The organism is Neorhizobium sp. 05N33 (genome assembly GCF_056397445.1).
Genome location: NZ_JBFTNK010000002.1, coordinates 290,464 through 304,100 on the forward strand (window position 1 = coordinate 290,464; position 13,637 = coordinate 304,100).

Sequence of the window (13,637 nt, forward strand, 5' to 3'; positions counted from 1 at the left end):
ATGACGACGAAAGATACCCTGCTGCTTTACGAACAGCCGCAGTTGCCGACCTTCCAGAACCGCGTTTATCCCACGGCAGCGGAAGCCAAAGGCTGCGCCAAGGGCGATATCCGCCTGGTGCAGGACATGACGACGGGCCTCATCTACAACGATGCGTTCGACCCCAAGCTCATGGACTACGACGGCAATTACAATAACGAACAGGGCGTCAGCCGGCATTTCCACCAGCATCTGGAAATGGTGGCCGGTATCGTCGAGCGGACAATGGGCCGTGAGAACCTGGTCGAGGTCGGCTGCGGCAAGGGCCTCTTCCTCGAGATGCTGCTTGAAAAAGGTTTCGACCTCACCGGCTTCGACCCCACCTACGAGGGCACGAACCCGCGCGTGAAGCGGCATTATTTCGAGGCCGGCGTCGACGTCCAAGCCGAAGGGCTGATCCTTCGCCACGTGCTGGAGCATATCCAGGACCCGTATGATTTCCTCGTCGAGCTCTGCAAGGCGAACGGCGGCAAGGGCCGCATCTATATCGAAGTGCCCTGCTTCGACTGGATCATGGAACACCGCGCCTGGTTCGACGTGTTCTACGAGCACGTCAATTATTTCCGCCTGTCTGACTTTCATCGGATCTTCGGCAATGTCATCGAGAGCGGTCGAGTTTTCGGCGGGCAGTACCTTTATGTTGTGGCTGAGCTGGACTCGTTGCGGCCGCCGGTGCGTGAAGAAACCGATCGCGTCGCGTTTCCCGCCGACTTCACCCGCACGCTGGGCGATCGAATTGCAGCGGGCGACAGTTCGGCGATCTGGGGCGGCGCGTCGAAGGGGGTGACCTTCTCGCTGTTGAAATCCCGTCAGGGGCAGCCGGTCGACATGGTCATCGACATCAATCCCGCCAAACAGGGCAAATTCCTGCCCGCAACCGGCCTGATGGTGCAATCGCCGGACCAGGCCCTGGCGAAACTTCCCCACGGTTCGACCATCTACGTCATGAACTCCAATTATCTCGAGGAAATTCGAATGCTGTCTCACAATGCCTATACCTATGTGGGGATCGACAATGAGTGATTTCACCAAGGAAGTTGAAGCCCGCGTCGCTGCCGTCCCTGGAAACAAGGAACTTACCGACAGCGCCGCGCAGTTCATGCGCACGTCGATCGCCTCGCAATATTCCTACAACTATTTCTGGCTCGGCCGACCGATCATCCAGTATCCGCAGGATATGGTCGCCATGCAGGAGCTGATCTGGACGGTAAAACCCGACCTGATCATCGAGACCGGCATCGCCCATGGCGGCTCCCTCATCCTCAGCGCCTCGATGCTGGCGCTGCTGGAACTGTCGGAAGCGGCGGAAAAGGGCGAAGTCGTCGATCCGGCCAAGCCGAAGCGCAAGGTTCTCGGCATCGACATCGACATCCGCCCCCATAACAAGGACGCGATCGAGGCCCACCCGATGGCGTCGCGGATCGAGATGATCCAAGGCTCCAGCATCGCGCCCGAGATCATGGATCAGGTCCGCAAGGTCGCTGCCGGTTATTCGCGCATCCTGATCAGCCTCGACAGCAACCATACGCACGAGCACGTTCTCGAGGAACTCAAGCTCTATGCCCCGCTCACCAGCGTCGGCAGCTATTGCGTCGTGTTCGACACCGTCGTCGAGGACCTTCCGAAGGAACTGGCCGGCAATCGCCCCTGGGGACCAGGCGACAATCCGAAAACGGCCGTCTTCGAATATCTGAAGACGCATCCGGAATTCGAGATCGACAAGTCGGTCGAGAACAAGCTGCTGATTACCGTCGCCCCGGATGGCTTCCTGAAGCGGGTCCACTAAACGAAAGGACGCTCCTTCCGGCAGAGCTGAAAGGAGCGTCCCGACCGCATAGCGATTCGATCAAACAAAAAAGCGGCCATTTGCGGCCGCTTTTTTCATGCATTGTATTTGAAGTCTGCCGCTATTCGATCACGAAGGAGCGGAACATCACCTTGGCGACCTTGCCCTGCGAGCGAAGATCGACGCGCTCCTTAATGTCGTCCTTGAGATACTGGAAGCCCCGCGGCCCCTCGATCTGCTGCAGCGAGACCGTGCGCATATAGGCGAGAATATCCTGATGGATACTTTCCGCGAGTGCCAGTTCCGGCGGCCCCTTGAACGAAAGCGCCACTTCGAGCCGGATCCAGTTCTCGGACGGATAGGCGAGATTGGTGGTAATCGGTTCGAGGAGAATGACGCCATTGGCCTGGGTTGAGATATGGGGAAGGCCCTCTTCCTTCTTGCCGGCTTCGCCGTGTTCGCCGGCCGCGGGCTCGGCCTGATGCGCCTGCGCGTTCGGATCCTTCGGCGCGATCATGCCGCCGACGACCCAGCCGCCACCGGCGCCGATCACGGTCAGGATCGCGACGCCCGCAATGACCATGATGGTGCCATTCTTCTTTTTCTTAGCGTCGGCCGCCTGTGCTTCATCCGCCATGATCTTCAAACCTTCACATCAAGAGACCTTCGCCCGGGTCCGTCAGAAGGGCGAGAACAGATCGACGACCTGCTGACCGACCGGAGGCTGCTGGACTTCCATCAGGCGGCCGCGACCACCGTAGGAAATGCGGGCCTCGGCAATCTTGTCATAAGAAATGATATTGGTGGAATCGACATCCTGCGGCCGGACGATACCGGCAACGTTGAGGATGCGGATTTCGTGGTTGACGCGCACTTCCTGTGATCCGCTGATCAGGAGATTACCGTTTTCGAGAATCCCGGTGACGACGGCAGCCACGAGCAGCTTCAGGCTTTCGGCACGCTTGATCGTTCCCTTGCCCTGCGTGTCCGTATTCGAATCCGTGCCCAGATCGCCGGTCGTCCCCGCCTTGGGCGTCCAGCCGAACAGATTGCTCAAGCTAGCGCCCCAGGTCAGGCTGGTCGAATTCTTACGGTTGCGTTCCGTCTGGTTGTCGAACGACGCCTTGTCGTTGATCTTGATGTCGACGGTCAGGATGTCGCCGACGTTGAGGGCACGCGAATCCTTGAAAAGCGCGGCCTGGTTGTCGCTCCACAGCGAATAGCCGCTGGCCATCTGCCGCGGCTGCTTCGGATAGGACGACATCTGCGGCGCCTGCGCATATTGCAGGCCGCTGCCGATCGGGCTCATCGCCGGCGCATTGCCGATTTCCTTGATCGTCTGGCTGGAACAACCGGCCAGAAGGAGAACGGCGAGGATTGCGGGAATGCGTTTCGTCATGAGGGTACTTTCGGAACATTGGGAGCGCGTGCTTTCGACGTATGCGGGTCGGAAGCGCTAGAGATGATCGTCGAGATCATGCCGGCCTTATGCGGATCCATTTCCGCGAGGAAAAGGGCCGATTGACGGGCCGGAAGCTGCATGATGATCGCGGCCGCGACCTCCATGTTCATTTCTCCCAGCTGCGGCGCGGCCGCATCCGGCTTCATCGTCTTGAAGATGTCGACCAGGCCGGCCTGGGCACGCGCCAGGAAGTCGTTGCGGCGCTTCAACCAGTCCTGGTATTCGGTGGTCCGATCCTGGAGGGCCTTGATGCGATCGTCGACGTCCGCCTGCAGTTTTTCAAGCTCCTGCTTCTGCAGGAGATAACGCTGGTCCCGCGCGGCATCGGCGATATTGGTGCAGAACTTCTGGATTTCGTCGCTGGTCGACGCTTCGTTGACCGGAGCCGGCTGCTGCGCTCCGACCTGGGAAACCAGCGTCAGGACAGCAGCGGCGGCAAGCACCCGACGCGCCAGCTTCTTCGATATGGAAATGGTGAACAGGGTCTCGGTCATTGCAGGACGAGCTCCGCTTGAAGGGCACCGGCGGACTTGATGCCTTGCAGGATGGCGATGATGCCGTCCGGCTTGACGCCGATGCTGTTGAGGCCGGCGACCAGGGTCCTGAGATCCGGACCGTTGAGGAGCGCGACCTGGCCGCCGTTCTTCATCGCCATGATGTCCGTCTGGGGCTGAACCGCCGTCTCGCCACGCGAGAACGGTTCTGGCTGGATCACCTGCGGGGTCTCGGTAACCTGCACCGTGAGCGTACCGTAGCTGACCGCGACACGCGAGATCTTCACATCCGCACCGATGACGATCGTCCCGGTCCGTTCGTTGACGACAACCTTGGCCGGCGTGTCGGTTTCAACCACGAGGTTCTCGATCTCGGCCATCAGCCGCGTCAGATCGGCGCTCTTCGGCTTCTCGATCACCACTTCCTGGCTATCGCGGGGCTCGGCGATCGGACCACCGTAACGGCGTGCCGCGAAACTGTTGACGATGTCCGAGACGCGCACCGCGGTCGAGAAATCCGGATTGCGGAGCTGCAGGACGAGGTTCACCGAATCCTTGAACTTGGACGGCAGCTCGCGCTCGATAATTGCACCGTTCGGCACCCGCGCCGCAGTCGTTACGCCTTCGGTCAGCGTCGCCGCCTGACCCTGGGCCGAAAAACCGGATACGACCAGCGCGCCCTGGGCCACGGCATAGATCTGGCCGTCAGCGCCGGAAAGCGAGGTCATCACCAGCGTGCCGCCGCGCAGCGAGGTCGCGTCGCCGAGCGAGCTGGTCGTGACGTCGATGCGGCTGCCGGGGCTTGCGAAGGGCGGCAGGTTGGCCGTGACCATGACGGCCGCGACGTTCTTGGCATTGGACTGGCTGCCCTGGGTCGAGATGCCGAGGTTCTGCAGCATCGCTTTCATGGACTGGTCGGTGAAGGGAGACGAGCGCAGGCTGTCGCCCGTGCCCTGGAGGCCGACGACGAGGCCGTAGCCGATCAGCTGGTTGTCGCGGCCTGCCTGCAGTGACGCGATATCCTTGATGCGGGCGGAGACGATGTAGGGCCCATCGGCGGACGCCGGCGCGCTTCCCAGCAGGGAGACGATCACGGCGAGCGTCGCGAGGAAGAAACGGGTTCTCATTTCGCCATCACCTGGATTGTCCCATCAGCCATGACGGTGCCGCTGACCGTGACACCTGAATCGATGTTGCGTGCGCGAATGACGTCCCCCACTGCCGCATTCTCAAGCGGCGAGCCGGAGGCCGAAATCGTCATGCTGCCGATGGTGAAGGTCAGGCGAACCGCCTTGCCGCGGGTGACCGCGAAGGCTTCGCGAAGCGCCGAGACCGGAACGGTACGCCCGGCCAGCAGCGTGCGCTTTGCCACCATGCCCACGACTTCCCTGGTCTTGCGGGCATAGTCGCCGGCCAGATTCGGATTGGTCACCTGGACTTCTTCGACCTTGCCCTCGGTGATCTCTTCGCCGGGATAGATCGTCTGGGTCGGCACGACGGCCGTCCCCATGCCGGCCAGGACCGGCGAGCCCGTTGCGGCGAGAAGAGCTGCCAGGAGCCGCAAGGCCAGCCTGGCGCCAATCGCATTTTTCCGGCGAAACTTCATGTCTGCCCGTCTCCTGTTTATTATTTCAGGTTCTTGCTGACGATCGTAGCCATCTCATCGGCAGTGGTGATGACCTTGGAGTTCATTTCGTAGGCGCGCTGGGCGGAGATCAGATCGGTAATCTCGCGGACGGCGTCGACGTTGGAACTTTCCAGATAGCCCTGCTTCAGGTAACCAAAGCCCGGATCCTCGGGGGCTGCGACGATCGGCTCGCCGGATGCGGCGGTCTGCGCAAACAGGTTGTCGCCGAGCGGCTGCAGGCCGGCTTCGTTGACGAAGTTGGCCGTGGTGAGCTGGCCGATTTCGGTGAAATCCGCAGATTTGCCAACGCGGACCATGACCTGGCCGGTGCGGGTGATCTGCGTTTCGCTGACATCCGCCGGGAAGGTGATGTTCGGCACGACCGCATAGCCGTCGATCGTGACCAGCTGGCCCTGGGCATTCTTGTTGAAGGCGCCGGCGCGGCTATAGAGCGTCTGGCCATCCGGCGTCTGGATCTGATACCAGCCGCGTCCGACGATCGCGACGTCGAGATCGTTCTCGGTGTGGGTCAGTTCACCCTGCGTATGGATGTTGCGCACGGCGGACGTCTGAACGCCGAGGCCGATATTGGCACCTTCCGGCACGATCGCCTGGTTGGCCCGGTTCGGCACGCCCTGGGCACGCTCGCTCTGATAGAGCAGATCGGAAAACTCGGCGCGGGCGCGCTTGTAACCTGTCGTGTTGATGTTCGCGATATTGTTCGCGATGACTTCGAGATTGGTCTGCTGGGCATCCATGCCCGTTGCTGCGACGGAAAGCGCTCTCATGTCTTCGTCCTCAAACTCTAGATCTGCATTTTCGTGACTTCGAGATAGGCGGACACGATCTTGTCGCGCAGCGCCATGGCGGTCTGGAGCGACTGCTGCGCTTCAAGGACCGCATCTACGACTTCACGGGTGTTGGCCTTGCCCTGGATGGCCTTGAACGACATCGATTCCGCGCCCTTCAGGCTGTTCATCGTGTCCGTCGCCATGTTGGCCATGACGCTGCCGAAATCCATTCCGGTGTTCTGGCCGGGCGTCGTTGCGATGCCGCCGGCGAGCACGGAGCTGTTCGTGGAACCGACCTCGTCGATGCCGTTCGACAGCGACAGAGAACTAACGTTTTGAATTTTATCGATCATTGTCCGGCCTTCAGAAGGTCAATCGTCGCAGCGATCAGTTCGCGCGTCTGTTTGATGGTCTGGATGTTCGCGTCATAGGAGCGATTGGCTTCACGCATGTCGGCCATTTCGATCAGCATGTTGACGTTGGGCAGCTTGACCATGCCCTTCGCGTCGGCCGCCGGATGGTCCGGATCATACTCCTCGATGAACTTCGAGCTGTCGTTGCCGAGCTTCTTCACCTGCACCACGTCTACGCCGCTCGCCCTGTCGAGCTCGGAGCCGAAGGTAATCGTCTTGCGGCGATAGGGGTCCGCGCCGGGCGTGTCGCCGGTAGAGCGGGCGTTGGCAATGTTTTCGGAAACGATGCGCAGACGTGTCGACTGCGCCTCCATTCCCGATCCAGCGATCTTCAAGGAGGCTGAAAGCGGATCCATTTGCTTACCTCTTCACTAACGTCAGCATCATGCTGTGAAACGATTTCACTAGTCCTGTGCTCAATTCGTATTGGCGTTTGATTTCACCCGTCTTCGTCAGCTCGTCGGCCAGCGAGACGGTATTGCCGGATTCCTGGACGCCGATTTCGTCGTTCAGTTCCGATGGCTTGATGTCGATCTCATCGCTGAGGTCGTTGCTCGCGAAATGGCCCGGATTGGTGCGAGCCATCGGAACATGCGTGCGGTCCAGCACCGAGTTGAAAGGCGTGATATCCTTCGCCTTGAACTTCGGCGTATTGGCATTCGCGATATTGCCCGCAACAACTTCCTGACGCACCGAGAGCCAATCGGCCTGCCGGGATGCCATTTCGAACAATTGAATCGGTTGCATAGGGTTGTCTCCATCTTCTGTCTGGAGACTATGCCAGTAAGCTTGCGTCGGACTTACGGGCGCGCGCTGACGCCCGTGTCACGATAAACTTCTCCGCTCGAAGTAATGATCACCCACTTGCCGTCCCGTTGTTCGAGCGTGGCGAGCCTGCTGTTGTTGGGCAGGATCGAGCCTACCCGGACCATGTACATCCCGGAACCGTCTTCGATGAGCGCGCGGCCATTGGCGACATGAAGCAGCCGGAAATTGCCTTTGCCCGGAAAGGGTTGCTCTTCCCGGACACTACCGGTGTTGCGGGTCTCGCCGAGCGACGAGGTGGTGGCGGTGGTCAGGGCGTCTGTCGGCTCGACGGGCTTCGGCCAGTCGTCCTTCGAACTGTCGGTCATGGCGAGAGGCGATACGGTGACGACCGAGCGAGCGACGCCGGGAGGCAGATCGCGGGTGCGGCCGAGTGCTTCCGTGCGGATGCCGAACTTGTCGGCATTCAAGAAGACGTACCAGGGAAAGAAGGCGGAGGCGGCGGCCAGCGTGATGCCCGTCGCGACGAGGATCTTGTCCCCCAGTCGCGACTGTGCCTCCTCCGACTTCGATTGAGCCGCCGCGTCCTGATTGTTCTTGTCGCTCATCGAATAATCACCTTCTTGCTATGGCCGACTGCGGATTGCCCTGCCCCGCCGCCGCCCGGAGCGCATTGGCCAGGTCCGCGTAGGCATCAAGCGTCGGCTTTTCTCCCGGCGTCTGCTTCAGGACTTCGTAGATGACCGGCACCTGCTTGATCGCCATGTCGAGATCCGGATCGCTGCCGGCGCGATAACCGCCGATCAGGCGCAGATCGCGGGTTTCTTCGTAGCGGTGCACCAGTGATTTCAAGCGCGAGACCAGCTTTTCCTGATCCTCGGTCCAGGCCTTGCGGGCGAGACGCGAGATCGAGGCGAGCGGATTGATCGGCGGATAACGGCCCTCTTCGGCAAGCGAACGGTCGAGAACGATATGACCGTCGAGAATGCCGCGGGTCGAGTCGGCGATCGGATCGTTGTGGTTGTCGCCGTCGACCAGGATCGAGATGATCGCGGTGATCGTGCCCGTGCCCTCGACGCCCGGACCGGCGCGCTCAAGCAGGCGCGGCAGTTCGGTGAAGACGGATGCCGGATAACCACGTGCGATCGGCGGTTCTCCGGCCGCGACAGCGACCTCGCGGATCGCATGGGCAAAACGGGTGACGCTGTCGGCAATGAACAGGACGTTGTCGCCCTGGTCGCGGAAATGTTCGGCGACGGTGATCGCCACCAATGGCGCCATCTTGCGGAGCATCGGGCTTTCGTCGCTGGTCGCGACGATAGCGATTGACTTCGACATGTGCTCGCCGAGCGTATCCTCGATGAATTCGCGCACCTCACGGCCGCGTTCGCCGACCAGCGCGATTACCACCTTGTCGAACGCGTCGGCTCTGGCGAGCATCGACAGAAGCGTGGATTTGCCGACGCCGGAACCGGCGAAAATGCCGAGACGCTGGCCGAGGCAGAGCGGCGAGAAGATGTCGATTGCCCGGACGCCGGTCCTGAAACCCTTTTCAACGCGGCTGCGCGTCATGGACGGTGGCGCCGTATTGGCGATCGAACGGGGATGAAGGCCGCGCGCGATCGGTCCCTTGCCGTCGATCGGCTCGCCGAGCGAATTGATCGTGCGCCCGCACCAGCTCTCGTCGGGCGCGACACGAAAGGCGCCCTTGCGAATAACGGTATCGCCGATGCCGATCGGCTCGCCGGGTTCGATGGGGCAGACATAGATGATGTCCGGCTCGACGCGAACCACTTCGCCGAGATGGATGCCGGTCGCGCTGCGATGGGCGACGAATTCGCCGAGCCGCACATGTTTCGACAAGCCCGCGACCGTATAATGTCCTGCAGCAATGGTCCTGACATGACCACCATGGGCGACGGAGAAGGCCGGATCGGCGTAACGCGCCGAAAGCCCGGCAAGCTGGCCCAGCTTGCCGCCGTTGATTGCATCGAGGATAGCCGCTTCCATCATGGTGGGCCCTCTTTCCTATCGTTTAAGCGTTGGAACCACCGAGCGTCTTGATCGCAGCGTCCAGCGAAGTCTCGCTGTCGCGCATCAGCGACGAAATGCTTTCAAAAGCGCGATTGACCTGGATGAGCTGGGTCATCTCGCTGATACCGTTGACGTTGGCCCCTTCGATGTAGCCCTGGACGACGGAATTCTTGATGCCCTCGAGAACCGGCTGCGGGGTGTCGACGGTGATGACGCCGGAGTTATCGTGGCGCACGAAGCCCTTGGTGACATCAGCCGTGAACAGACCGAGGCTGGCCACCGGTTGTTCGTTCTGACGAATGATGCCGTCGGAGCCGACGGTCGGAGGACCGCCGTCACGGTTGAGCTGGATCGGCGCTCCGCCTGCGTCGAGGACCGCATAACCGCGGATCGAGCGGAGCTGGCCGAGCTCATCCATGGTGAAACGGCCGTCACGGGTCAATACCTTGCCGGCAGGCGTGTCGATCGCGAACCAGGCGTCGCCCTTGATCGCAAAGTCGAGCGGGTTGCCCGTGCGCTGCATTTCACCCGTACGCGTCGACAGGTAGTCGTTGCCCTGGGTGACGAACGCGACCTTTGCGCCGATATCGTTCTGGGTCTTACTCAGAACCTCGTCGAACTTGACCTCCGTGGAGCGGAAGCCGACCGTGTTCATGTTGGCCATGTTGTCGGCGATCGTGTTCAAGCGACGCTCAAGCGCGATCTGGGAAGAGATGCCGACGTAAAGTCCGGACTGCATATCATTTGCCTCCGAGTTTCAGATTGTTGATCGAGATCAGAAGATCTGTTGAAATCCCGCTCGACGCGGGGGAATTGAAGACGGCGAGCGGGTCATAAGTGTCGGTGGGATTGCTGATCTCCCACATGGCGGTGAACCGCTCGAGGAACTTGTTGACCTTGGTCGGATCCTGGAAATCCTCGATCTTGACCATGTCTTCGATGTACTTGGCCTGACGATCGAGGTCGGCACCAATCATCTCATCCGGCATGCCAAGCGCGGTGCGCATGACTTCCGAAAGCGCGTCGTCGGCCAGGACTTCCATGCCGGACTTGATCGTCGGCGCAGTGCGCTCAAAATAGAGAGCCAGCCGAACGCCCATATTGTCGGCACCAGCATCCTCTTCCAGCGTCTGGCGCTGGAACTTGTCGACAACGCCTTTCTGGGCCTTATCGAACGACGTGGCGGTCGCACCGAAAGCTGCGAAATTCAGGGATTCGACCAGTTGCGCATAACGGCTGTCGGACAGCTGGTTGGCGAAATCGGCCTTGTTGTCGGTGCCTTCCGTCAGGACCTTGCGGATCAAGGCCTTGGCGTAGCCCATATCCTCGAGACCATGTGCCTTCAGCGCGTAGTTATAGAGACGCGTATCGGCCATGAAGTCGTCGATATTCTTGATGCTGCCGATCTTCGACAGATAATATTCGGTCTCGCGCGCAACTTCCGGCTTTTCGGCGACACGCTCCAGCGACTTCGACATGTCGCGACTGATCATTGCGTAGCTGGTGTAAGTCGTGATCACGGTAGCTCTACCTAAGTCCGCGGAAGCGGCGAACGTCGCTGCGGAGCCGGCAATCCGGTCCGATCGTAGGCAGAACTAGCCCCGAAGACTTGTGCGAAACTGTTCGGCACCCGCTTTTATTAGCGTCTTCACAGCCAGCCTCACGCAAGCCAGAAGCCTTATCCCCAAGACAAACGAAAACGATCGGGCACAGGTACGCGATGAATATTATTATCGGCTTTGTCATCACCGTTGGCTGTATTCTCGGCGGCTTCATGGCCATGGGTGGCCATATCAACGTTCTCATCCAGCCTTTCGAGCTGATGATCATCGGCGGCGCCGGTCTTGGCGGCTTCATCATGGCCAACCCGATGAAGGTGGTGAAGGATAGCGGCAAGGCGCTTGGAGAAGCCTTCAAGAATGCCGTACCGAAGGAGCGCAACTACCTCGACGTTCTCGGCGTGCTCTATTCGCTGATGCGCGACCTCAGAACCAAGTCGCGCAACGAAATCGAAGCCCATATCGACAATCCGGATGAATCGCCGATCTTCCAGACTGCTCCGACGGTCCTGAAGAACAAGGAACTGACCGCCTTCATCTGCGACTACGTGCGCCTCATCATCATCGGCAACGCCCGCTCCCACGAGATCGAGGCGCTGATGGACGAAGAACTCAACACGATGTTCTCCGACAAGATGAAGCCTTATCACGCGATCACCGCGATGGGGGACTCCTTCCCGGCCATCGGTATCGTCGCCGCCGTTCTCGGGGTTATCAAGGCGATGGGCAAGATCAACGAATCGCCGGAAGTTCTCGGTGGCCTCATCGGTGCGGCTCTCGTCGGCACCATGCTCGGCATCTTCCTGTCCTATTCGGTCTGCAACCCTTTGACCTCGCAGATCAAGATCGTCCGCACCAAGCAGCACCGCCTGTACATCATCGTCAAGCAGACCCTGCTTGCCTACATGAACGGCTCCGTGCCGCAGGTTGCGCTCGAATACGGACGTAAGACTATTTCCAACAAAGAACGGCCCTCGATCGACTCGGTCGAGCAGGAAATGATGAATCCTGGTGGAGAAAAGGCGGCATGATGACGTCGAACCAAGCAAACCAATCACCGGCGTCGGGCATGGACCTGGCGCTCCTCGCAAAACTGACCGGGGGTCTCGGCGACAAGAAAACCGTCGAGAAGATCAGCAGCGAATTCGCGCAACTCTACGCGGAATTCCTGCCAGACGTCTTCCACAGCGAAACGGGCATCCGGATCGGCGTCTCTTATGTGAGCTGCACATCCGGCCTGATGACCGACCTCATCACCGATCTGGGCGATGGGTTTGCGCTTTCTGACGGATCCTTGCGCAACTGGTCCCCGAATTTCGTGCTCGGTTGCGGCAACAGCTTCGTGATTGCACTCATGGAATTGATGCTGGGCTCGGCAGCCGACACGATCATGCAGCCGATCGAACGTCCGCTCTCGGATATCGAGCTCGACCTCGCAGCGATGGTTTTCGAGCGGATCGCCAACGTGCTGCGCTCCGGCGTCAATTCGCAGGGAGGGTTCGAAGCAAACCTTGAACGACCCCATAACGCCGAGGACAGGCCGAAATCGGATGATCTGGCACGCCCGGAATTCGGGGTCTCCATCCGCATGGCATTCGAGCTCGGCTCGGTCATGTCCGAATTTGCCCTGGTCATCCCTCAACGTGCCTTCCTGAAGACCAAAGTCACCGCTCCGCGGGCGAAGGCTCAAGTCAAGGCCAAGCAAGAATGGACGGACCGCATGAATGACCAGGTCCGCCGTTCGCATGTGACCCTCGAGGCCCGTATCCGGCTGCAGAAGCTGACACTCGGGACGATCTCGCGGCTAGCCGCCGGCGACGTGATTGCTTTCCAGGACAAGCGCGATGTCCAGGTTCAGGTCAGTGCCAATGGCCGGGATATGTATTCTTGCGAATTCGGGCGGTCCGGCGAGCGGTATACAGTCCGCGTAAAGGATAACATCAGCACGGACGACGAGATCCTCCAACACCTGATAGGCTAGATCCGCGGCGAGCCTGCCGCCGGCGTTTTCGCAAAGGCAGGCTGACGCAAGTTTCAACGGGAATAATCACCGCATGGCTACGAAGAAGACACCTCTCACCGATGACGATTCACTGATGCCCCTCGGCAATGATGTCGATCTGGATCAGGCTATCGACGATCTGCGCGGCGTCTTGAAGACGGACGCCGACGGCGGCGTGCCTGGCTTCGATGCTGATTTCGGCGCATCCGCAACCAGCGACTTTTCGTCCGACGCCCCATCGTTCGGAGGCGGCTTCGAAGCCCCGGCCGATACGTTCGGCGGCGGCGGAAGCTTCGGCGGCGGTAGCGCTGGCCTTGGCGGTGCAAAAAGCTTCGGCGGCAACGATTTCGGCAGCTCGACATCCAGCAGTGCCGCCTATCAGGAGCCGGGCAGCGCGCTCAATGCCAATCTCGACCTGATCATGGATATCCCGATCGACGTCGAGATCGTGCTCGGAACCAGCCGCATGCAGGTTTCGGGCCTGATGACGCTCGAGGAAGGTGCAACGATCGCGCTCGACAAGAAGATCGGCGAGCCGGTTGAGATCGTGGTCAACGGACGCCGCATCGGCAAGGGTGAGATCACCGTGCTGGAAAATGACGACACGCGCTTCGGTGTGAGACTGACGGAAGTACTGAGCACGAGAAGAACCTGATCCCTGTTTG

General features: G+C 60.4%; 18 protein-coding genes. 5 read left to right on the plus strand and 13 right to left on the minus strand.

Annotated elements, in window-relative coordinates; genetic code table 11:
- Both AC1DLT_RS05665 and AC1DLT_RS05670 read left to right on the plus strand, forming a co-directional pair.
- Window positions 1-1,062, plus strand: a complete 1,062-nt coding sequence (locus AC1DLT_RS05665; RefSeq protein ID WP_477486136.1) for a methyltransferase domain-containing protein — start codon at window positions 1-3, stop codon at window positions 1,060-1,062.
- Window positions 1,055-1,825 carry a cephalosporin hydroxylase family protein gene (locus AC1DLT_RS05670; RefSeq protein WP_477486137.1) on the plus strand — a complete coding sequence of 257 codons (771 nt, stop codon included), beginning with the start codon at window positions 1,055-1,057 and terminating at the stop codon, window positions 1,823-1,825. The genes AC1DLT_RS05665 and AC1DLT_RS05670 overlap by 8 nt, the downstream gene beginning before the upstream one ends.
- A gap of 121 nt (window positions 1,826-1,946) precedes the next feature.
- Here the strand turns inward: AC1DLT_RS05670 and AC1DLT_RS05675 are convergent, their stop codons facing one another.
- Genes AC1DLT_RS05675 through AC1DLT_RS05735 form a run of 13 tightly spaced genes read right to left on the minus strand, consistent with a single transcriptional unit; the run spans window position 1,947 to window position 10,931 of the window.
- Window positions 1,947-2,462 carry a flagellar basal body-associated FliL family protein gene (locus AC1DLT_RS05675; protein ID WP_477486138.1) on the minus strand — a complete coding sequence of 172 codons (516 nt, stop codon included), beginning with the start codon at window positions 2,460-2,462 and terminating at the stop codon, window positions 1,947-1,949.
- Between the two features lie 42 nt (window positions 2,463-2,504).
- Window positions 2,505-3,224, minus strand: coding sequence for a flagellar basal body L-ring protein FlgH (flgH, locus tag AC1DLT_RS05680; protein ID WP_038539740.1), 720 nt, complete (start codon window positions 3,222-3,224; stop codon window positions 2,505-2,507).
- Window positions 3,221-3,781 carry a MotE family protein gene (locus tag AC1DLT_RS05685; RefSeq protein ID WP_051899640.1) on the minus strand — a complete coding sequence of 187 codons (561 nt, stop codon included), beginning with the start codon at window positions 3,779-3,781 and terminating at the stop codon, window positions 3,221-3,223. The genes flgH and AC1DLT_RS05685 overlap by 4 nt, the downstream gene beginning before the upstream one ends.
- A complete protein-coding gene (locus AC1DLT_RS05690) occupies window positions 3,778-4,908 on the minus strand; it encodes a flagellar basal body P-ring protein FlgI (RefSeq protein WP_038539737.1) in 1,131 nt (376 codons plus the stop codon). The genes AC1DLT_RS05685 and AC1DLT_RS05690 overlap by 4 nt, the downstream gene beginning before the upstream one ends.
- Window positions 4,905-5,387, minus strand: coding sequence for a flagellar basal body P-ring formation chaperone FlgA (flgA, locus tag AC1DLT_RS05695; RefSeq protein WP_038539734.1), 483 nt, complete (start codon window positions 5,385-5,387; stop codon window positions 4,905-4,907). Before flgA ends, AC1DLT_RS05690 begins: the two co-directional genes overlap by 4 nt.
- Before the next feature lie 20 nt (window positions 5,388-5,407).
- A complete protein-coding gene (flgG, locus tag AC1DLT_RS05700; protein WP_038539731.1) occupies window positions 5,408-6,196 on the minus strand; it encodes a flagellar basal-body rod protein FlgG in 789 nt (262 codons plus the stop codon).
- Window positions 6,197-6,213: 17 nt separating this feature from the next.
- Window positions 6,214-6,552: a flagellar hook-basal body complex protein FliE gene (fliE, locus tag AC1DLT_RS05705; protein WP_038583646.1), complete on the minus strand. Its 339-nt coding sequence runs from the start codon at window positions 6,550-6,552 to the stop codon at window positions 6,214-6,216.
- Window positions 6,549-6,968, minus strand: coding sequence for a flagellar basal body rod protein FlgC (gene flgC / locus AC1DLT_RS05710; RefSeq protein WP_038539720.1), 420 nt, complete (start codon window positions 6,966-6,968; stop codon window positions 6,549-6,551). Before flgC ends, fliE begins: the two co-directional genes overlap by 4 nt.
- 4 nt (window positions 6,969-6,972) lie before the next feature.
- Window positions 6,973-7,359 (minus strand): flagellar basal body rod protein FlgB, encoded by a 387-nt coding sequence (gene flgB / locus AC1DLT_RS05715; RefSeq protein WP_038539716.1) that lies wholly within the window; start codon window positions 7,357-7,359, stop codon window positions 6,973-6,975.
- Window positions 7,360-7,412: 53 nt separating this feature from the next.
- Window positions 7,413-7,985 (minus strand): hypothetical protein, encoded by a 573-nt coding sequence (locus AC1DLT_RS05720; protein ID WP_038539713.1) that lies wholly within the window; start codon window positions 7,983-7,985, stop codon window positions 7,413-7,415.
- 7 nt (window positions 7,986-7,992) lie between these two features.
- Window positions 7,993-9,390, minus strand: coding sequence for a flagellar protein export ATPase FliI (fliI, locus tag AC1DLT_RS05725; protein WP_437179040.1), 1,398 nt, complete (start codon window positions 9,388-9,390; stop codon window positions 7,993-7,995).
- 22 nt (window positions 9,391-9,412) lie between these two features.
- Window positions 9,413-10,150, minus strand: coding sequence for a flagellar basal-body rod protein FlgF (gene flgF, locus AC1DLT_RS05730; RefSeq protein ID WP_038539710.1), 738 nt, complete (start codon window positions 10,148-10,150; stop codon window positions 9,413-9,415).
- A gap of 1 nt (window position 10,151) precedes the next feature.
- A complete protein-coding gene (locus tag AC1DLT_RS05735) occupies window positions 10,152-10,931 on the minus strand; it encodes a DUF1217 domain-containing protein (protein WP_038539707.1) in 780 nt (259 codons plus the stop codon).
- Between the two features lie 200 nt (window positions 10,932-11,131).
- On the opposite strand from AC1DLT_RS05735, the gene motA reads away from it, so the two are divergent.
- The 3 genes from motA (at window position 11,132) to fliN (ending at window position 13,627) form a co-directional block, all read left to right on the plus strand.
- Window positions 11,132-12,001: a flagellar motor stator protein MotA gene (gene motA / locus AC1DLT_RS05740; RefSeq protein ID WP_038539704.1), complete on the plus strand. Its 870-nt coding sequence runs from the start codon at window positions 11,132-11,134 to the stop codon at window positions 11,999-12,001.
- Entirely contained in the window at window positions 12,001-12,951 is a 951-nt protein-coding gene (locus AC1DLT_RS05745) for a FliM/FliN family flagellar motor switch protein (protein ID WP_038592776.1), read from the plus strand. The genes motA and AC1DLT_RS05745 overlap by 1 nt, the downstream gene beginning before the upstream one ends.
- 73 nt (window positions 12,952-13,024) lie before the next feature.
- Window positions 13,025-13,627, plus strand: a complete 603-nt coding sequence (gene fliN / locus AC1DLT_RS05750) for a flagellar motor switch protein FliN (protein WP_477486139.1) — start codon at window positions 13,025-13,027, stop codon at window positions 13,625-13,627.
- Window positions 13,628-13,637 lie beyond the last annotated feature (10 nt).